This is a genomic window from Planctomycetia bacterium, from assembly GCA_015075745.1.
Lineage (GTDB): Bacteria > Planctomycetota > Phycisphaerae > UBA1845 > UTPLA1 > UTPLA1.
Genome location: JABTTW010000001.1, coordinates 42695 through 61963, shown reverse-complemented (window position 1 = coordinate 61963; position 19269 = coordinate 42695). Strand labels below are relative to the sequence as shown.

Genomic DNA, 19269 nt, shown 5'->3' with positions numbered 1-19269 from the left:
CAGTCGCATCGCCTTCGTCTGGTTCCGCGTCCGCCTTCGGTCAGACCGGAAGCTTTGCATAGAGCACCCCATCTTCAATACAGGTCTCGTAGCGAATCAGCGAGACTGATTCGGAGAGGGTGCAATGACCGGATGCCAGGTCGAATTCCCAATGATGCCAGGGGCACGTTACTTTCCCATCCGCGACCTCTCCTGCCGCGAGGTTGCCGCCGGCGTGCGGGCAACTGTTCGGCGTGACCACAAATCGATCCGGGTCTGAAAGCCTGAAGACCGCAAGTTCAAAGTCGCCGACGGCGACGAATCGGGCGCAGCCCTGGCGGCAATCTGCGACTGGAAGCAACCGAGTCCATTCACGCGACGGCATAATCGGCGATTGTCCTCTATTACATGTGGTCTGCAATGGCGTTCGCACGCGTCGGGAAAAAGGGCCGCTTTAATTCAATCCTGCATAGGACGGTTCGAGGGATTACTTGCGAATAGGCACATCGTGAAATAGCCTCTCCGCGGAAAACGAAGGCGCGAGCGCCGCGTAGGGCTTGAACCGTTGAGTCTCTGACTTGGATACGAGACCACAATCCGGGCTCGCCGCAGAACAGGCAATGGCCGTTCATGTGGCAATTGTTCGCCTGTTCCTTGCGGCGGCAAGTCTTATCGTCGTTGTTTTGGATTGGGCTCTTCCCGCGCTACAGACGCTTGCCTCACACAAGTCGGCGCTATCGGCGTCAGTTCTGCTCGTCGCCTACGCGGGTTTGATGTATCTGGCCTTGAGGGCCGACTATTTAGACGTTGAAAGGTGGTACCGTGCGGCGGCCGTGCTTGATGTACTGTTCGGTGCAGGACTCATCCTTGGCACGGAAGGTTACCAGAGTCCGTTTACGCTTTGGCTGGTGATTGCTGTCGTCGCATCGGCAACCAGCGGTCAACGATTGTTGCCCTGGACAACGGCGCTCCTGGGACTGCTGGCACATTGTCTGATTGCCTTTATTCCCCAGGCTGAACCGCTCGACAAAGCGATCTTTATCGTGCGAACGGGGTTCTTGTTTGGTGTTGCGGGCGTCCTTTCAACAATTGGAACATATCAGTCCAGGCAATCGTTGATTCTGGCCTCACTTGAGGAAATCGGCAGAAGGCTCTCAGATTCGAGGACGCCGAGATCGGCTTGCGAGACACTGTTGGAAGTCATCATGGCGAGGTTGCGCCCCGATGGGGCCAGCGTAACATTGTCAGATGGCGAGAGCATCGATTTTGGCGAAATCGATCAGTCACCGCTGCAGGACACCGTGGTTCTCAGCGCGGGCGGCCGGTCATTCGGGACGCTGAGGGTTTGGCGACAATCGGCGTTGGCGCGTACAGAGGATTCCGTCTTGCGGCTTTGCTGCGATCGGGCTGCCTCTGCGCTTCTTAGAATCGATCTTTCGGAGTCGCTGGTTCGGTCGGCCGCCGCCGCCGAACGGCTCCGTGTTTCCGATCATCTCCATGACACCTATGTGCAGACTCTCGCGGCGATAGACCTGAGGACCGCCGCCATTATTCAGCACGCCGCAGCCACCAACGATCCATCAGAAGGAGAGCTGCGAGAGATCAAGGACTTGATTCGAGTGGCGGGAAAGCAGGCTCGGGAGATCACCGAGATTCTATGTAATCCGCTGCCGCCCGGGCCGGACGCCGTTCGTTCCGTGCTGTCGGAGCGATGGCTTGGGGATTCTGACGTTGAAATCGCCGCCGATTTGGAGCTGTCGGACGAGCGATGGCGCGTCATTGAAATGTTTGTGCGCGAGGGGCTGAATAATGTCGCGAAGCATGCGACCAAGGCTCGCAAGATCATCCTTCACATCACCAAGGAGAATGGCCGAACGATTTGCACGCTTTCGGACGACGGGGCAAAGTTCGCAGCGCCGGTTCGGCATGGCCACGGCCTGTCTCGCCTGACCCAGATTGTTGAACAGCAGGGAGGGCGGTTATCATTTAGCCCTGTCAAATCGCGCGGAGCGGTCCTCCGGGCAGAATTCGAGGGAGTGGGATGAGAACTGTCCGCGTCATACTCGTGGATGATCATGCAATCGTCATTGAAGCCCTCGAAAGGGTACTTGCGGTCTCCCGCGAGATTGAGGTCGTGGGCCGCGCCCGCAGTCTTCAGGAGTTGCGAGTCATCCTGCAGCAACAAACGCCGGATATCATCGTCCTCGATCTTCGACTGCCGGATTCGAAGGGGGCCGATACCATTATTTCGACGAAGGGGATGTGTGCGACTGCCAAGATTGTCGTTTTTACCGGCTCGGCTGATGTCACGGAGCAGATTGCCAGGCGATGCGGCGCGGACGCTTTTGTCGACAAGCAGACGGCCTCGGATCACCTCACCAGGACGGTGTTAAACCTCGCCGCCATTGATTCGGCGGTCATGCCGCCCGAATCGCCACTAAGCGCCCGTGAGCTTGAGGTAGCCCGGCTCGTTAGCGAAGGACTGACCAACTCCCAGATCGCCAAGGCGTTGTTTGTATCCGAAAATACCATCAAAACGCATCTATCGCATATCCTAAGTAAGCTTCGCCTGCACAGGCGCGTCGACTTGGCACGGCTTTGGTCAGCTCGGCGGGATTCTCCCGGCGACAATGCCGCTCAACATCACCCGAACGGGTGACTCGTCGCGCCCCATCCACCAATCATCCCATCGGGGGACGCAGAATAGCCCGGATCCAGCCGAGAATTAGCTGGTAAGGTGGCGGAGAGCGCCCGTCGCGTTGCCGAGTGGCTTTCCCATCTTGAGCGACGTTCGAGACAAGCGCCGCAAGCGCGCGAATGACGGGTACGAGTCAGTTCAAACGGACGAAATCAAGGGAGGATTTCATGCGTCTGGCTGTTTGGTCCATCGGGTTTGGAGTTTTGGTCTACATGTTTCAGACAGCGCAAGCTGACTTGGTCGTTACATATAATCCGTACGGTGCCGTGGATTGGACGAAAAACCATCGATCCCTGTCGCAGCAGCACGACCACGTCTATACGACCGAATCGAACTATCGAGCATACGACGCGGCTGGATATAACGCGGTAAGCGTGATGCATTATTCGGGGGTATTGGGCTCCTATCAGGGAAGCGCCTGGCAGTGGAGGCGTTGGCCTCTATCGGACTATCTCCCCAACTACAATTCCGATGAGGCGTTCCTTGCCACATGTCAAAACTTAAGAACGCTGATTCCAAATGCAGAGGAGGTAGGCTACGACCACATTACCTCACCGTTTCTCACGACCTACATCGCGAAGTGGGAGCCCGCCTATTACGCCCAACGGGAGCCGTGGCACTATGCAAATGCTCAGGAATGTATTGATCTGATCAGAAACAATGGTGGGATGGCATTCATTGCTCACCCCATTAACCTGCCAACGCCCTCATACTACTATGCGTTGTCTGGGTATTCCGGGATCGAGATATACAGTGCCTACCTTGCTTATTCATACGCCAGTGGGGGGAGCACCTACAACGGCAACGCGAGAATTCTCTCGGTTTGGGACTCTCTATTGCAAAACAGATCGACGCTTATCTGGGGAATTGCGGCGAACGATTGGTACGGCCCACAATGGAACAACAATGGGCAATATCGCGAGGTGAAAGACAGCGGCAAGACTCTTGTCATGGTGCGAGATTGGAGCCTGCAAGAGTATCGGGACGCCCTGACACGAGGCGCCTTTTTTGCCATAAAGGACATCGGTATCGTCAAGCGCCAGTTTCCCGTTATCAATTCTATCTCCGTTCAATCGCAGAGCATCATCACGATCTCTACGCCGGGCTCCGTGAAGTGGATCAGCAACGGCGCCGTGGTGTCCGAGTCGTCCGTGTTAAACCTCACTACTCTGCCGGAAACCGCCGTCTATGTGCGGGCCGAGATATCCAACGAGTTTGGGACTCTTTACTCGCAGCCCTTCACGCTGGGTCCGGGCGTTGGCGGCGATCCTCAGAATCCCCCAGAGATCGCAATGGTTGCCGCCTTCGTCTCGGAGATGCTCGATCCTGGCCCGAACGCACTGAGCTTCGATGCAAACGGCGATAGTCTGCTTGATGGCGCCGACATTCAGATGTTTACGGACGGGCTCATGTCGCCGCCGCTCATCAGATTTCCTGAACCGCAGTGGCTCGAAACGAACATTGCAGAAGTTGAAAGTGTCAATTGCGACGATGGCGAGGGCGCCTGCTCTTGTCATCCACCGTACTGATCGTTTGCGCGATCAGGGGGCCAGCAGCGCGTCCACGAACGGGGCGATGTCGGCGCCGTCGAAGTTTGTGTCCCCGTTCATGTCCGCCGCGTCGATATTGCACTCGGTAAACGCCCCTGCGTCGATCAAGGCCGTCGTAAACGGCGGAACGTCGTCCAAGTCCAGAACGACATCACAGTTCAAGTCGCCGGGCATGGCGGCGCCGTCGATGATCAGGTCTGCCTCGCTCTGGTCTTGGCCCGTCTTGAAAACGGCATCGCGAACGACGACGCGAATCCTCGCCTGATTCGTATAGACGTTCGGCACGGTCCACATGAACGATCCGTCGTCCGCTGTCGCCGAAGCGATGATGGTGTCGTAGCTTGCGCCCCCGTTCGTTGACAACAGAATGTCTGCCTCAACAGCGCCGACATCGTCGTCGCTGATCCACTTGATTTCCGCCATCTGGCCGGGAGTCAGCGTTTCAGGACCGCGCAGCGACTGGAGATAGGCTGTCGGGTTCGTGCCGCCGAGGTTGACCGGGACGTGCATGACGATGCAGTGCATCACTCCGGCCAATGTTACGATGGCTTGACAATTGATTTGCACGATCGTCTTGCCGGGCAGGGCCGACTGCCAAGCCGCGAGCGCCTGTGAATTGTGCGGGGAGACGGTTGCGTTCGTGTAGGAGGGGACAAGGACCAAATCGTTGCACATTACGACGTTGGTGTACGTGTAGTGCGTGCCGCTGACGCTGCGGGCTGGGACGCGAATGACCGTGTAGCCCCGGCCGGCCATGTAGGTGGCGGCGTTGTCGCAAATCACATCCTGCGTAGAGCCGACGTTGTTGGGCCAATCGCTGATGATGACCTTGTCGTCTGCGATCACCTGCATCCACATGTCAAGATGCTGCGTCGAGTCGATGCTGGTCGGAAAGGGGGGGAAGATATGGGTATCGACGTTCTGGTAGTCCTGCCAGATATCGTGCACCTGTGTATGCGTCAGACCGGGGTTCTCGTTCCAAATCAGCTCAGTTGCATACGAGCGGTCGTTGGCGTCGAGGTGATAATTGCCGCCGCCGTGGATGAGCTGGTGTTCGTAATACGCATGCTTCTTGATGGAGGAGAAATAAGACGGCAGGGCGTCGTCGTTCGGCCTGGGGCGGTTGTAGTCATGATCGATGATCGCTCGGCACTGCCCGAGGTAGATGTAGCGCGGGCCGTAATCGCGGATCCAGATGGTGTCGGTCGTGCGGACGACGAACGACACCTTGCTCATGTTGACGCCCCACGAGGAAAGAGCAGAGTTCACGGAAGTCTGTTCGCCTGCGGTGTCCACGACGCAATAGACCTTCGCCCCGCCGGAAGCGGCGTTGGTGGTGATCTGAAGCGCCATGTTTTTCAGGATCGTGTCGATGCCGTTGGTGGCGTTCTCCCAGGCGATCAGAATGCCTTCCATCGGCTCATACTCGGCGACACAATGGATCGGGCCCTCCGGAGGCGGTGTGACCGCGCGCGGGGCGGCCGAAGGATGAGTCGCCATGTATTGCTGCTCGGCTTCCGTCAGGGACCTCGGAACATGCCCGCCCTCGGGATATACCAGTTCGCCGTCCACGAGTATTGGACCGTTTTCGGCCGTGGCAATTCCGTTACAGGCAAGAATGGATATGAAGCAGACGGAAAGAAAACGGGCCAATCGGCATCGCATGAGCTAACTCCGGACGGCTCGGCCTGTTGAAAGATCGACCGACGGTCCCAAAATCAGTGAATCTATGGACTTCGGCGTCCTCTCACCGGGCCTGAATCGGAGAACCCGTCCAAGGCCATGATCTAGTCTATGGGAATTCCACACAACCATTCAAGTCGCACGGCGTGAGTCTGCCTCCCATATCTGTGCATTTTGCGAGGTCGGGCATCAGGGCTAAACAATGTCGCGATGGGCGGATAACATCGCTCCCATGACCGAGACTGCTCATCTCCGGTGCATCCGGCCCGAGTGTGCGGCCACGTACACACTCGATGAGGTCGCATACGCCTGCCGATCCTGTGGATCGTTGCTGGACGTCGTTTATGACTGGGACAAACTTCCAGTTCCCGGAACGCTCCGTTTTTTTTCCGAGCGGTGGGCTCGCCGGGACCAGCCGCTTGATTTCTCGGGAGTCTGGCGTTTCCGCGAGTTGCTCCCGTTAGCGGGCGATGCGGATTTGGTGACCATTGGCGAGGGTCAGACGCTTCTTCAGGCTCCGAAGGTCGCGGCGCTCGATCTGCCGCTCGCCGCCGGTCGCGTCTTTTTCCAATACGAGGGCATGAATCCGTCCGGCAGCTTCAAGGACAACGGCATGGCCGCGGCGTTCACGATGGCACGCCGTCTAGGACGAGGTCGCGTGGCCTGCGCCTCCACGGGGAATACAAGCGCCAGCCTGGCCATGTACGCCGCGCTCACGAGCCTTCCGGACGGGCGACCGATGCGCGCCATTGTCTTCGTGGGAGCCGGCAAAATCGCCTATGGCAAGCTCTCGCAGGCCCTCGACTCCGGCGCGCTCACCCTGCAGATCGAGGGCGACTTCGACGCCTGCATGAAGCGGATTCGCGAGGTCGCCGACCGGCTCGGGCTCTATCTGATGAACTCAATCAATCCGTTTCGCCTCGAAGGGCAGAAGGCGATCATGTATCGCGTCCTGGAAGGCCTGGGCTGGGATGTGCCGGATTGGATCGTTGTTCCCGGCGGCAACCTCGGGAACACCAGCGCTTTCGGCAAGGCATTCATTGAGCTCAAGGAACTCGGACTCATCACCAGAATACCGCAGTTGGCCGTCGTTAATGCGACGGGGGCTAACACACTCAACGAACTGGTTACGCGCCGGGGCCTCAAGTGGAATCGGGGCCACTGGGAGCAACCTGCCGTCGAAGGACTCTACGACGAACTGACCAAATCCGGGAAGAAGGCCCAGACAGTGGCGACCGCCATTGAGATTGCGCGGCCGGTGAACCTTCCCAAGGCGCTGCGGGCCATCGAGGCCATGGACGGTATCGTGTGCGAGGTGTCGGACGAGCAGATTCTCGAGGAAAAGGCCCGGATCGGACGATGCGGCTATGGATGTGAACCAGCGAGTGCCGCGTCGCTTGCCGGCCTACGTCAACTCGTTTCTCGCGGCGTCGTTGACCGGGATGCCCGCGTGGTTTGCATCCTGACGGGCCACGGCCTGAAGGACCCGGGGGCGACCGTCGGTTACCACACCGGTCTGACCATGAAGGACGAGTCAGCCGGCGCACAATTGGGGCGGCTGGCCAATCAGCCAATAAAGGTCGCTGACGATCTTGAGGCGATTTGCGCAATCATTGAAGAGCGCGCCTAATTGACGAGTCGAAAGCGCAGGAGGCGGCGAATGGCAACGAAGATAGCAATAGCAGGCGCGGCCGGCAGAATGGGCCGGCGTATCATCGCCCTGGCTTGTGCGGATACGGCATTCAACTTGGTCGGAGCCCTGGAATCGCCGGGCTCAGACCTGCTCGGGCGCGACGCTGGAGAACTGGCGGGAATCGGTCAGTTGGGCCTTGCCATTACGATCGCGCCGCCCGGAGAATTCGACGTGTTAATCGATTTTTCCAGCCCGGCGGGAACGATCCAGTGGATTGGAGTCTGTCAGGAAACTCGCCGAGCCCTCGTAATTGGCACGACAGGGCACGATGAACCGGCGATGTCAAAGCTCCGCAGTGCAGCCAAATCCATCCCGATCCTCAAAGCCGCGAATATGAGCGTGGGCGTGAACCTCATGCTTCGGCTCGTTCGACAGGCAGCCGCGGCGCTCGATGATTCGTACGACATCGAGATCATCGAGGCCCATCACCGCTTCAAGGTGGATGCCCCCAGCGGCACGGCGCTGGCGATCCGAGACGCGGTCAAAGCCGGTCGCGCCGATGCGGGCAAAGAGCCTGGTAATGTGGTGCACGGTAGACAGGGAAACACCGGAGAGCGCAAGGCCGGCGAGATCGGCATGCACGCCCTGCGAATCGGCGACACAGTCGGCGAGCACACAATCTCTTTCGGGGCGTTGGGTGAGACCATTTCAATCAGTCATTCGGCTCATTCGCGCGATACGTTTGCCGGCGGCGCACTCCGCGCGGCGGCGTGGATCGCCGGGAAGCAACCGGGTCTTTACGACATGCAGGACGTGCTGTTCGGTCAGGCGTAAGCGGTAAAGTTGGCGGCGGTCAGCGTTTCATGCCGCGTTCGAGTCGGGCCGTCTTGTCCGTGGACGGTGGGATGGCGTCCATCACCATCCGCATGAAGTCATCGAGCGAACCAATCGTCGCGCTGTCCAGCTCCTTCTGAAGAAAGTCGGCGCGAAGGTGGGCGAAGCGCTGCTGCTTCAGGCTGTCAACGATGTGCGGCTGGGCCTCCTGAAACGACGCGTTTTTGCCCGGCTTGATCTCGCCCGTGCGCACGATGAAAAAGCACTTGTCCGCCTCGACGATCTCACTCGTGCCGCCCGGTGAAAGCTCAAAGAGCTTCCGCGAGGGTTCGGCCCATCTTCCTTGAAGCGGGCTGCGCGAATTGTCCGAAGCGGCGGTGATGGAACCCCAGGCCCCGCCGTCCTCGCGGTGCGGGCCCATGGAATACTCCCGGGCGACCACGTCGAAGGCGTCGCCGCGCGCCAGGGCGGCAGCAGCCTGTTCAATCTTCTCGCGCGCTTTCCGCGTGGCTTCCTGCTCGTCGGCGCGTGAGACTGGCTTGCGAAAGTCAAGAAATGCCTCGACCGGCACTTCGATGAGCCACATCTCACGTTGTTCGGGCCTGCTGAATTCCGCACGATGCGACTCGTAATACTCCAGAAGCTCGCTGCGCCGGGGCTGCGGTACCATGGGAAGCAGCCGATCGCGCAGATAACTGTCAATCACGATGGCCCTGCGAAGCCGCTCCCGCACGTCCGTTCGTGTCTTACCGTGTTTCGAGAGAAATTGCTCATAGAGCGTCTCTCTTCCCTGAAACTCGCGATTGATGCGGTCCTTCTCAGTCTTGTCAATCGCCTTTTCCAATTGCGGCTTGATATCGTCGTTGATCTGGGCCGATGCCCGCCGCCAGATGAGCTGCTGGGCGACGTTTTCCACGATCTGCAATCGCACGATATCCGCCGCGCGCTGGTAGTAAGCCTGGGCGGGAAGCTCCGTGGCCATCTTCTCCAGTTTCGGCTGGATCGGTTCGAGGATGTCCCCGACGCGAATCGTCTCGCCATGAATCGGCAGAGTATCGGCGAAGATCGCGCCGGGCGGGGGGCGCCGTGGCGCGGACTTCGTCGATTTGGTCGGCATTTCCTTGCTGTGACGGGCTTGGTCTGAATCCGATGCGGTGCGAGATTCCTCCGGCGACCTCTCACCCACGGCACGAGCCGAGTCCGCCTCTTCTGACGTTGGAGCCGAAGACGCCGATCCCCCATTCCACCATTGTTGCATGGTGATGCGATTCCCGTCGGAGTCGGTGCAGCCGGCGGCCCAGGCCGTCAGGAGGCCCACGATGATCCAGCGTATCGCCATAACCGAGGAATCTAACGGCTAGATCGTGGAATCTCCAGCCGGCGCGTCGGACCTGCCCTCGTAATCGCATCCTGCCGCGGGTGGCATTATATTGCCGATGCCGGTCGTTGCCGGCTTTTCGTACAGGACGGCGTGCAGCAAAGAACCCATGTCCGACTCCATCGCCACCGTCATCATCCCAAACTACAACGGCCTGTCGTTCCTGCCGCGACTCATGCAGTCCCTCGCCGATCAGGCGGAGAAGCGGTTCGAGACCATTGTCGTGGATGACGCGTCCTCCGACGGTAGCGTCGAATATCTGCACACCAACTGGCCGACGGTCCAGGTTCTCGTCAATCGGGTGAATCGGGGCTTCGCCGGAACGTGCAACGTCGGCCTCCGTGCCGCGAAGACACCGTATGTCGTGCTGCTGAACAACGACACTCACCTCGATCCAAACTGGCTTGCCGAGGGTCTTCGCCCATTCGATGTGCCGGATGTCGGAGCGGTTGCGTCGCTGACCCTGTTGGCCGGCGAGCCTGACATCGTCGACACGGCGGGCGATGTCTATTCAGTGGTGGGCGGGGCCATGAAGCGGGGGCATCTTGGTACGCGCGCCGACGCAGAGCGGCTGCCGCCCGACGCGTTCAGCCCATCGGGCGTATCGGCCTTTTACCGGCGGGGGGTTGTGGCGCAGGTCGGCTTCCTCGACGAATCATTTCAAAGCTACTACGAGGACGTCGACCTCGGGTTCCGCCTGACCCGGGCCGGATACCGCTGCGTCTTCGCGCCGAAGTCGATCTGCTATCACCACCTGAGTTCGTCGTATAGTCCCAGAGGCTGGCGATATCACTTCAACTCGGCGAGGAACGCGGAGGTTGTCTGGTGGGCAAACATGCCACGCCGACTTCGCAGGCGATACCTGCCCGCGCATATTCTTTTCCTTGTCCTGCAGTGCGGCCGCAAGATTATCCAGGGCGTCGGCCCGGCGTACGTCTGCGGCAAGTTCGCATCATTCGCACAGGTCGGGCACATCCTCAGGAAGCGTCGCGCGATTTCTGAATTATCGCGGATCAGCGATGAACAGCTTGCATCGCGACTGGAAACTGACTGGTGGGGACTTCACGTGCGCTCGCGGCGGCGTGGTGGGGGCCCACGATGATCAGCGTGCTCACCGTGAATTACCACTCCGCCGAGGATCTCGCGCAACTCGTCGAGTCGCTGCGCGCACATCGGTCCGCCGAGCCGATCGAGTTGATCGTCACCAATAATTCGCCGTCGCAGCATCTGAGCTTCCCGGGAAACGATCTGGCCGTCACCGTGCTTGATGCCGACAATCCCGGCTTCGCCGCCGGGATCAATCGTGCATTTCGCGCGTCGAAGGGCGAGTTCATCATGCTCGCCAATCCCGACTTGCAGGTGACTGCACATGCCCTCGATTCCGCTGTAGCCCTGCTGAAGTCTCACCCGGATGTCGGCATCGTTTTGCCCCGACTCTTTTACGCCGATGGTCGGGTGCAGCCGTCGGTTCGGCGGTTCTACACCTGGCTGGTCGTGCTGTACGCGCGATCCCCATTCCGCGCCCTCGGCTGGCGGCCTGAGTTTTTTCGGCGGTATCTTTGCGAGGAACTCACCTCGCTGCCGGCGAATTCGGAGCCGGTCGATGTCGATTGGGGCCTCGGCGGGGCGATGTTTCTTCGAAGGGCGGACTGCGAGTCCGGTGGAATCTTCGACGAGCGGTTCTTTCTCTACTTTGAGGATGTTGACTTGTGTTTGCGTACGTGGCAGAGCGGCCGGCGCGTGGTCCTCGCCCCTGGCATCGAGTGCATCCACGCCCACCGCCGCTCCAGCGGCAATCCGCTTTCCGCCGCGGGGTGGCATCACTTCCGCAGCATGATGCGGTTTGTCGCCAAGCATGGTGGATGGCCCCAGCGGCCCGGCCGGTAGTCCGGCTCTTTTCAATCCTTCACCAATCCGCTCCAATACTGGGCTTGACTCTAATAAATTCGAATCGTTGGGGAAGACTCCATGCCAGCCAACCAAGCCGTCCTTAAGAATTCCATCGCCCGCTGTCGCGAACGCGGTGTCATCATTCCCACCTTCGCCCAGATGCGCGATCCCGCAAAGATTCAACAGAAGATCAAAGATCGCCTCAAGGGCGTCGGCCTCTGGGACGTGGACCCGATCAATCTCTTCCGCATTACCTGGAAGAACGAGCCGGTCGAAAAGGGCGGCCTCTACAACGATGGCAACTGGATCGAGTTTCCCGCCAGCCTCACCGGCGTTCCCGCGCGCATGGTCGGCATCGTCGGCAAGTGGTTTCCGACGGGTGCCCACAAGGTCGGGGCGGCCTTCGGCTGCATCGCGCCGCGACTGGTGTCCGGCGAATTCGACATCACGGCGCAGAAGGCCGTCTGGCCGTCCACCGGCAACTATTGTCGCGGCGGAGCCTTCGACTGCGCCCTGCTTGGCTGCCACGCTGTCGGCATCCTTCCGGAGGAGATGAGCCGCGAGCGCTTCGACTGGCTGCACAAGATCGGCGCAGAGGTCATCGCCACGCCCGGCTGCGAGTCAAACGTCAAGGAAATCTACGACAAGTGCTGGGAGATAAAGCGCACCCGGCCGGACTGCGTCATCTTCAACCAGTTCGAGGAGTTCGGAAACGCCTGCTGGCACTATCACGTCACCGGCGGCATCATCGAAGAAGTCTTTCGGCGCATCGCCGGACCACGCGACCGCCTGTCAGGTTTCATCTCCTCGACCGGCTCGGCGGGAACGATCGCGGCGGGGGACTTCCTCCGCACGATTTCGCCAAGCATCCGCGTCGTCGCCACCGAGGCGTTGCAGTGTCCGACTCTGCTGCAATGCGGCTTCGGCGGCCACCGCATCGAAGGCATCGGCGACAAGCACATTCCGTGGATTCACAACGTGCGCAATACAGACGTCATCGCCGCGATCGATGACGAGGCCTGCATTGAGCTTATGCGACTCTTTAACGAGCCTGCGGGCCGGCAGTTGCTCAGCAAGGAGGGCGTTCCCACACAAGTCATCAAATCGTTGCCGCTGGTCGGCATTTCCGGCATCTGCAACATGCTCGCGGCGATCAAGGCGGCGAAGATGTTCGAGATGGATGCGCGGGACGTCATCTTCGTTCCCCTGACGGACTCGATGGAGCTTTACGGCAGCCGAATGGAGGAATACCGGCAGCAGCGCGGCGCATATACCGAAATGCACGCTGCCCGGCACTACGAGCGATACCTGCGGGGCGCGGCGGTGGAGCACATCCGAGAACTGAGTTACTTCGACCGCAAGGCCCTGCACAACTTCAAATACTTCACCTGGGTGGAGCAGCAGCAGCGGAGCGTCGAAGACCTGCGTCGCTTGTGGGATCCCGACTTCTGGACCGAGACGTTCGACCAAGTTCACGAGTGGGATAAGCAAATCGAGCAGTTCAACCACGAAACCGGCTTGCTCAAGGGCTGACGCCAACGGCGGGCCACTGAAACACTTCGCGATAGTCGTCGTCCAGGTAGGCGTAGAGCTTCGCTTCGCGCACGCCTTCGTGACTTACCGCAACTACCAAATGCGCCAGTTGGGGATAAATCGCGATGCCGTCGGGCATCGCCGCTTCCCGGTCCGCCGCGCTGAAGGCCGTGTCACCGTCGGGATGTGAGTGATAGATAATCCGCACAGGATCGGCCGAGGCCAACGACTCGACGAGAAAACGAAGGTCGCCGAAGTCGAAGGCATATCCGTCGGCCGAGGTCCTCGGAAATGATTCGGGATCCCTTGCATGTAACCGGTCGATGGCATTCTCGCATTTTCGCGGTTCGCCCGAGTCGTGGATCATTCCACAGCATTCTCGCGGATATGCCTCCACCGCGTGCCTGAAGACTTCCCGCCGAAGTGATTCATCCTGCAGGAGTGTCAATGCTCTATGCATCATGGTGTGACAGGGTTCAGCCCGGCACAGGCGCTGCCGCGCGAGGCTTCATCATACGGCGAATTTCCCATACTACCATCCATAGCAAAATCCAGACGAGCAGACCGGCGCAGATCGTCCCCGGCGACATACCGAGCCAGGGGCGATGCAGGGCTTGCGACAAGCCCTGGACTGCCTCGTTGTCGAACGGGCCAATCCAGACCCAAAGGACATTGACGGCCGCGGCAAAGCTCACGGCGCAAAACCCTCCCAACCATCGCCACGTCGGCATCGCCGACCACGCCCACATGGCAACGACGGGATACAGGTAACGCTCATGCATCTGGGTCGAGCACACAAAAAAGCCAAGCGGGATAATCGGCACATACCATCGCATGGCGCATGAGTCGGTGCCGCGGACCCAGAGTCGGTAGAGGGCAAAGCTGCCGATGGCGAGGAAGGCAATCAGGCCCAACTGTCGCGCCGTAATTGATGCGATCAATCCCAGGTCGTCGCGCACGTAGTATTCCAACAGGTTATCCTGGAGGTGTGATTCAAGAAGCGGCGCGCCGAGGAACCACGCCGAAAACCCATTCAGATGAGTAAGTGGATAAAAACCGGGCGCGCCAACATATGCATCCCACACCCCGTCAAGTGCCCCATGGAATGGAATAACTATCACCGAGGCAGTGATCAGGGCCGCGAGTGCTCCGGAGCCGAGCGATCGTGCCCTATGCAAAGGATTGTCCTTGAGAGCAAGTATGATGAAGACAGGGATAAAGATGGTGGACTGTGGCTTGGTAAGAACCGCCAGTGCGGCAAAAACACCCATCCATCCCGGGCGCTTCCGAGTGAAGCATTCCAGCGCTGCTAGTAAGAACACAACTGGTAATGAATCCACTGCACCCCAAACGGCCGAATTGTGCCAGACATTCGGCAACAGCGCAAATGTCAGGCCGACAAGTGCCGCAAACGACACCGTCGTACGCCTGCGAATGCCGTAAAACAAGAGTAACGCGCACGCCACATCCGCCATCACCGCCGGCCATTTGAAGAGCGTGTACGCCGCCCGCGCCTCTGTCGTCCGAGTCCGCTGGCTGACGCTCGTGATTACCTCGGCATCAAGCGGCCGACCTGCCACAGTTGGATATAACGCGGCTAGAGCTCGACAGATGTAGATTTGAACGGGCGGATAATTCGAAAGCCGCCTCGGTCCGCCGGTGGTCTCGACAAAGTTGTAAACGCCCGAAAGTCCTTCTTCCTGGGCCACATATGCCCAGATGATGAACTGCTCCTGATCGTGCATGAATCCCGGCGCGTCCAATAACGGCAACCTCACCGCCAGCGCGACAAGAACGATGCCCACTGGCGCAAGAAGCGCCGCCATCGAAGGTCGATTTATGGGTGAACTCAGGGCGCGAGGTGAGTCATTTGGGCAGTCTTGCATTCAGCGACAGTTTATCGGTCGGCCGTTTGAGTGAACAGCCCGCCCGCAGGCTCGCAAGGGCGAAGCTTTACCTGAGACGGGAATGGACCGATTAGAAGCACAATTCCGCGGACTTGTTCAACAGGTCCACGGCCGAAAGAAACGACACCTGCGTCGTATCAGTCCTAGAGGGGGCGTTCCTTGGACCTTGCAACACTTATTGGCTTCATTGCGAGCCTGGGGCTCTTCGGATGGTCGCTGGTCAGCGGCACCGGCGGAAATGTCGCAGGCTTTTGGGACACGCCCTCGGTCGTCCTCGTCATCGGTGGAGGCATCAGCACCACGCTGCTTTCCGTAAGATTGGAACGCTTCCTGGCGTGCATTCACATTCTCAAGAACGCCTTCTTCATGAAGCTTGAGCAGTCCGAGGTCCTCATCAAGACGCTCGTCGGTCTCGCTGAGACTGCCCGTCGCGAAGGCATCCTCGCGCTGCAATCGCAAGTCGAGCAGATCAAGGATCCCTTCGTGGCAAATGGGCTTCAGATGATCGTCGACGGCACCGACGCCGCAACCGTCCAGACGCTGTTGCAATTCGAGATGGACGCCATCGACATGCGCCATGGCGAGGGCAAGCAGGTGATCGACCTGCTCGGCAAGTACGGCCCGGCCTACGGCATGATCGGTACCCTCATCGGACTGGTCATCATGCTTCAGAACATGGACGACCCCAAGGCCATCGGTCCCGGTATGGCCGTCGCCATTTTGACGACTCTCTACGGCGCCATCTTCGCCAACATGCTGTGTCTGCCCATGGCCGACAAGCTCAATCTTCGCCACTCGCACGAAATGATGTCGCTGACCATTGCGCAGGCCGGCATCCTCGGCATTCAGGCGGGCGACAACCCGCGCGTGCTGGAAATGAAGCTGGCCGCATTCCTCGAACCGAAGCAGCGAGCTCGCATGAACGCCGCCAAGGCGTCGTAGTGAATTACCCATGGCACTGAAGAAAAAAGAATCGCCTCAGGGCGCGCCGGAATGGGTCGTCACATATGGCGACATGATGACGCTCCTGCTCTGCTTTTTCATTCTGCTCGCGGCGTTCGCCAACTTTGACAAGCAGGACAAGATGTTCATGACCGCGATCGAGTCGATCCGCGAGGCCCTCGGCGCACCCGGTCAGACGGGCTGGTTCCCGGATGATGAGGTCGATTTCAAGTCACTCCTGGTACGACTTCAGAGTCTGATTCCGCCTGACAAACCCAAGAACGAGGGATTCAGCGACGAGCCTGGAATAGATGGAAAGTATTCGAGGGTGAAGGCGGTTCGAGATGGCGTCGAGGTCGTCGTCGGAGGCCCCATCGCCTTCGGCGCCTTCAGTGCCAAAATTGAGCCGGAGGCCGACGCCATCCTGACCAAAATCGCCCCCGAGCTGATCGGAAAGAGTAATAAAATCGAGATTCGCGGCCACGCCACCAACGAACCGCTTCCGTTGGATTCCGGCTTCAAGGATCCGCTAGACCTCGGATACGCCAGGGCACGGGCCGTGAGAAATCGCCTCGTCGAGGCAGGCGTAGATCCACGCGCCTTTCGCCTATCAACCGCCGGAGCCTATGAGCCGGTCGTCAGTCAGACCTTTGACGACATGCGCCGATCCGCCAACCGCCGCGTCGAAATCATCATCACTCAGGCGCTTCGCGCCGATTACGCCCCGACCCAGCCGAGCCCCGATACGATCGCCCGTGATGCAGATCGGGCTGCTTCGTCACCCAAGTCGAAGTAACGACCGCACACTCGCTGCTCGTCGCACCTCGTGGTTCTCCTATGGGAAGTTGGCCAGAATGAGTCGGATGATTCCCTGATCCGCCGATAGGTATCGGCCGCGTAGAATCGCCGTCCGTGCTCCCAACTCCGGCGAGCGCCCCGCATTCCGGTCTACCACGGCAACAGCGCGCACGAAATCCTCGACGTCGCGAACTTTTTTCTCCCGCTGAAAGGTCGCGTAGGACGCAAGCCAACCAGCGCCGCAAATCGCCAGCAATAGGGCACGCATCCCGTCGATGAAACTCAAACCGTAATAGCCCGCGCCGAACGCCGTACGCCCCGCCAACCGAGCGCGAAGATACCGCGTCAACAGCTCGTCAGCGTCTTTCTGGAGCGGCAGCTTCGACAAGGGTGAAATGTCGGCGTGTTGCACTTTCCGGCACTTCTCCCAGAGCCCGGGAATCTTGCCGTCGCCGGAAGCGAATCTCCGCGCACGACCCAATTGTCCCCAGCGATATCGAATGCTCGCGAAGAATCCCTGGCGTGCCTGTTCAAATCGAAGGAATTCGCAATGAGCGAAGATCGTCATCCGCAGGAGTCGTATTTGTCTTGCGGTGGGGGGCGGCAGCGGACCGGAGTGGATCTCGTCGACAGCCGCCGGCAAGTCGTCGAAAAGGAGCGACATCAACTCGACAAACCGGTCCTCGTCGAACCCGCCCAGCTTCGCAGTGGCGAGCGTCTCGGTGATCGACGCCAAACCGACCAGTCGACGGGCGAACGGGACGTTGGTATCTCGAAGCCACTCGTCGAGCCGTTCCAACAGGGCGTCTTCCTCCGCTGAACTGAGGGTTCGATCTTTGTTCAGTAGCGTAGCGGGGGGGCTACCGGCGAACATGAGCGGTGCAGCTTCGTCGAGCTCCCTCGCCAGGCGCTTCACTTCTCGACCATGCGTGGAAATCTTGTCGCCCTGATTCCGTCCGGCTGATGGGCAGTCAAATCGAAGACTGGCCCGAATTGCCGTTCCCGCGCGATGGAGCGAAAAGGGATAGAGCTGACAGGCCAGGGGCTTGGCCTCCGAGCCATGGGCCGCGTGAATGCGGCACTTCCCGGCCTCATCGAGAAAGACGCAGGCCCCGTGGGGCGCATGATTCAGGACGTATTCGCCGCCCAGTTTGACATAGGCCGGACCGGCAATCTTGTCGCCCCATTCCTGTCGGTCAATCTCGCGCCGGTCGCGCGGCGTCAGATGTACGACCAACTCGCGGCAGCAATTCGTGCAGCCATGGCAGCCCCACTGCTGCGTCTTAATCTTGGGAAGGATGACGGGCAGGTTCATTGAGAAGATGAGGATAACTGGTCGTTTCCAGGCAACGAGACATTCATCGCTCGGGCGATCAACCGCCGAAACCCCTCCAGTTTCTTGTACCCCTGGACCGTGAACCTCGGAAGGCGATACATATCACTTCCTTCAACAATCAGGCCCTTGTCAGACGTAAAGACAGCCTCGTACCCGGCACTGCGGGCGAATTGCAGCACCCGTTCGTCATACCAGTTTCCGGGAACCGCCATGCTGCGAACCGGCCTGCCGAGCCATCGCTCCAGCTTACCCCGGGAAGTCGTTAACTCCCCCATGAGTTCTGAATCAGTCAGCTCTCTCAAGGGGCGATGTGTGGTGCCGTGCGCGCCGACATCAAACACCATCGGATCAAGCCGCTGGATTTCCTCGCGCGACAACCGGGCCTGATCCGGCCGGTCCGGATCGAATACACATGCCGACGCGTCTGTCGTGATAAACAGCGTCGCCCTCATGCCGTATTTCATCAGGAGCGGCTGGGCGAGCGTCAATACGCTTCGGTTCCCGTCATCAATCGTTAAGAATACCGAGGCAACGGTCACGGGCATACGGCCTGTCGCGTGATCGAGAACCTCCGCTAGCGACAAGCTGCGAATCCCGCAGTGACGAAGTTCTGCAAGCTGCGCCTCGAATTGGTCCGTACCGATGGAGTAGATGCGCTCGTCGCCTGAAAGCCCGCCGTATTCTTCCGATGACACGAAACGGTGGTACATCGTGGCCAGCACTGCGGGCTCCTGGGATCGTCCCGGCAACGCCATGGAGGTCACGCGTGCCTCAAGCCCAGCGCTCTGATGGGCGGGGGCAAGTAGTGCGAGCAGGAGCGTCAGGGCAATGACAAGAAGCAGGCTACGCAAGCAGGTCCTCTCTTATTCGGGCGAATCCAATATCGTATCGCTTCGCACACATTCTCGCCAAGTAATAGCTGTAAAGCTTGACATTCTAAATATCGGCTTGCTAGAGTAGGCTGATATGAATTCCCACGCGTCCTATCTCTATTATCGTTATCCACGATATTCCGGCGGGCTACCCGTCTGGTAAGAGACCAGAGACGCGCATTTCAAGTCGTGTAAGCCCGCCCGGTCCGGCGGGCTTTTTTATTGCCATTGATTAC

Annotated in this window: 17 protein-coding genes; 10 read left to right on the top strand and 7 right to left on the bottom strand. The window is 59.5% G+C overall.

The window, feature by feature from the left end; genetic code table 11:
• Positions 1–40: 40 nt before the first annotated feature.
• On the bottom strand, positions 41–340 hold the full coding sequence (locus HS101_00265; GenBank protein ID MBE7504707.1) for a Rieske 2Fe-2S domain-containing protein: 300 nt from the start codon (positions 338–340) through the stop codon (positions 41–43).
• 217 nt (positions 341–557) lie between these two features.
• Here HS101_00265 and HS101_00260 point away from each other — a divergent pair, with 217 nt between their 5' ends.
• The 3 genes from HS101_00260 to HS101_00250 all read left to right on the top strand — a co-directional run bounded on the left by HS101_00260 (position 558) and on the right by HS101_00250 (position 4206).
• Positions 558–2024: a hypothetical protein gene (locus tag HS101_00260; protein MBE7504706.1), complete on the top strand. Its 1467-nt coding sequence runs from the start codon at positions 558–560 to the stop codon at positions 2022–2024.
• Positions 2021–2638 (top strand): response regulator transcription factor, encoded by a 618-nt coding sequence (locus HS101_00255; GenBank protein MBE7504705.1) that lies wholly within the window; start codon positions 2021–2023, stop codon positions 2636–2638. Before HS101_00260 ends, HS101_00255 begins: the two co-directional genes overlap by 4 nt.
• A gap of 206 nt (positions 2639–2844) precedes the next feature.
• Positions 2845–4206, top strand: coding sequence for a hypothetical protein (locus HS101_00250; protein MBE7504704.1), 1362 nt, complete (start codon positions 2845–2847; stop codon positions 4204–4206).
• A 12-nt stretch (positions 4207–4218) separates the two neighbouring features.
• Here HS101_00250 and HS101_00245 read toward each other — a convergent pair whose 3' ends face one another.
• Complete coding sequence (locus HS101_00245; GenBank protein MBE7504703.1) at positions 4219–5892, bottom strand: agmatine deiminase family protein; 1674 nt, start codon at positions 5890–5892, stop codon at positions 4219–4221.
• 220 nt (positions 5893–6112) lie between these two features.
• Between HS101_00245 and thrC the strand changes: the two genes are divergently transcribed.
• Together thrC and HS101_00235 are read left to right on the top strand one after the other, a co-directional pair.
• A complete protein-coding gene (thrC, locus tag HS101_00240) occupies positions 6113–7540 on the top strand; it encodes a threonine synthase (protein ID MBE7504702.1) in 1428 nt (475 codons plus the stop codon).
• 30 nt (positions 7541–7570) lie between these two features.
• Positions 7571–8377 carry a 4-hydroxy-tetrahydrodipicolinate reductase gene (locus HS101_00235; GenBank protein ID MBE7504701.1) on the top strand — a complete coding sequence of 269 codons (807 nt, stop codon included), beginning with the start codon at positions 7571–7573 and terminating at the stop codon, positions 8375–8377.
• 19 nt (positions 8378–8396) lie between these two features.
• Here the strand turns inward: HS101_00235 and HS101_00230 are convergent, their stop codons facing one another.
• Entirely contained in the window at positions 8397–9716 is a 1320-nt protein-coding gene (locus HS101_00230; protein MBE7504700.1) for a peptidyl-prolyl cis-trans isomerase, read from the bottom strand.
• Positions 9717–9864: 148 nt separating this feature from the next.
• Between HS101_00230 and HS101_00225 the strand changes: the two genes are divergently transcribed.
• From HS101_00225 to HS101_00215, 3 genes are all read left to right on the top strand, one after another.
• Positions 9865–10857 carry a glycosyltransferase family 2 protein gene (locus HS101_00225; protein MBE7504699.1) on the top strand — a complete coding sequence of 331 codons (993 nt, stop codon included), beginning with the start codon at positions 9865–9867 and terminating at the stop codon, positions 10855–10857.
• Positions 10809–11642: a glycosyltransferase family 2 protein gene (locus tag HS101_00220; GenBank protein MBE7504698.1), complete on the top strand. Its 834-nt coding sequence runs from the start codon at positions 10809–10811 to the stop codon at positions 11640–11642. The genes HS101_00225 and HS101_00220 overlap by 49 nt, the downstream gene beginning before the upstream one ends.
• An 81-nt stretch (positions 11643–11723) precedes the next feature.
• Positions 11724–13178 (top strand): pyridoxal-phosphate dependent enzyme, encoded by a 1455-nt coding sequence (locus tag HS101_00215; GenBank protein MBE7504697.1) that lies wholly within the window; start codon positions 11724–11726, stop codon positions 13176–13178.
• On the opposite strand, the gene HS101_00210 is transcribed toward HS101_00215, so the two are convergent.
• Positions 13168–13626, bottom strand: a complete 459-nt coding sequence (locus HS101_00210; GenBank protein ID MBE7504696.1) for a Mov34/MPN/PAD-1 family protein — start codon at positions 13624–13626, stop codon at positions 13168–13170. The genes HS101_00215 and HS101_00210 overlap by 11 nt on opposite strands.
• Positions 13627–13654: 28 nt before the next feature.
• Entirely contained in the window at positions 13655–15004 is a 1350-nt protein-coding gene (locus HS101_00205; protein MBE7504695.1) for a hypothetical protein, read from the bottom strand.
• A 240-nt stretch (positions 15005–15244) separates the two neighbouring features.
• Between HS101_00205 and HS101_00200 the strand changes: the two genes are divergently transcribed.
• Both HS101_00200 and HS101_00195 read left to right on the top strand, forming a co-directional pair.
• Positions 15245–16027, top strand: a complete 783-nt coding sequence (locus HS101_00200; GenBank protein ID MBE7504694.1) for a MotA/TolQ/ExbB proton channel family protein — start codon at positions 15245–15247, stop codon at positions 16025–16027.
• A 10-nt stretch (positions 16028–16037) separates the two neighbouring features.
• Positions 16038–16823 carry an OmpA family protein gene (locus HS101_00195; GenBank protein MBE7504693.1) on the top strand — a complete coding sequence of 262 codons (786 nt, stop codon included), beginning with the start codon at positions 16038–16040 and terminating at the stop codon, positions 16821–16823.
• Positions 16824–16862: 39 nt separating this feature from the next.
• On the opposite strand, the gene HS101_00190 is transcribed toward HS101_00195, so the two are convergent.
• Together HS101_00190 and HS101_00185 are read right to left on the bottom strand one after the other, a co-directional pair.
• Complete coding sequence (locus HS101_00190; GenBank protein ID MBE7504692.1) at positions 16863–18140, bottom strand: YkgJ family cysteine cluster protein; 1278 nt, start codon at positions 18138–18140, stop codon at positions 16863–16865.
• The gene (locus tag HS101_00185; protein MBE7504691.1) at positions 18137–19012 is read right to left on the bottom strand and encodes a polysaccharide deacetylase family protein; all 876 of its coding nucleotides are present in this window, start codon (positions 19010–19012) and stop codon (positions 18137–18139) included. Before HS101_00185 ends, HS101_00190 begins: the two co-directional genes overlap by 4 nt.
• Positions 19013–19269 lie beyond the last annotated feature (257 nt).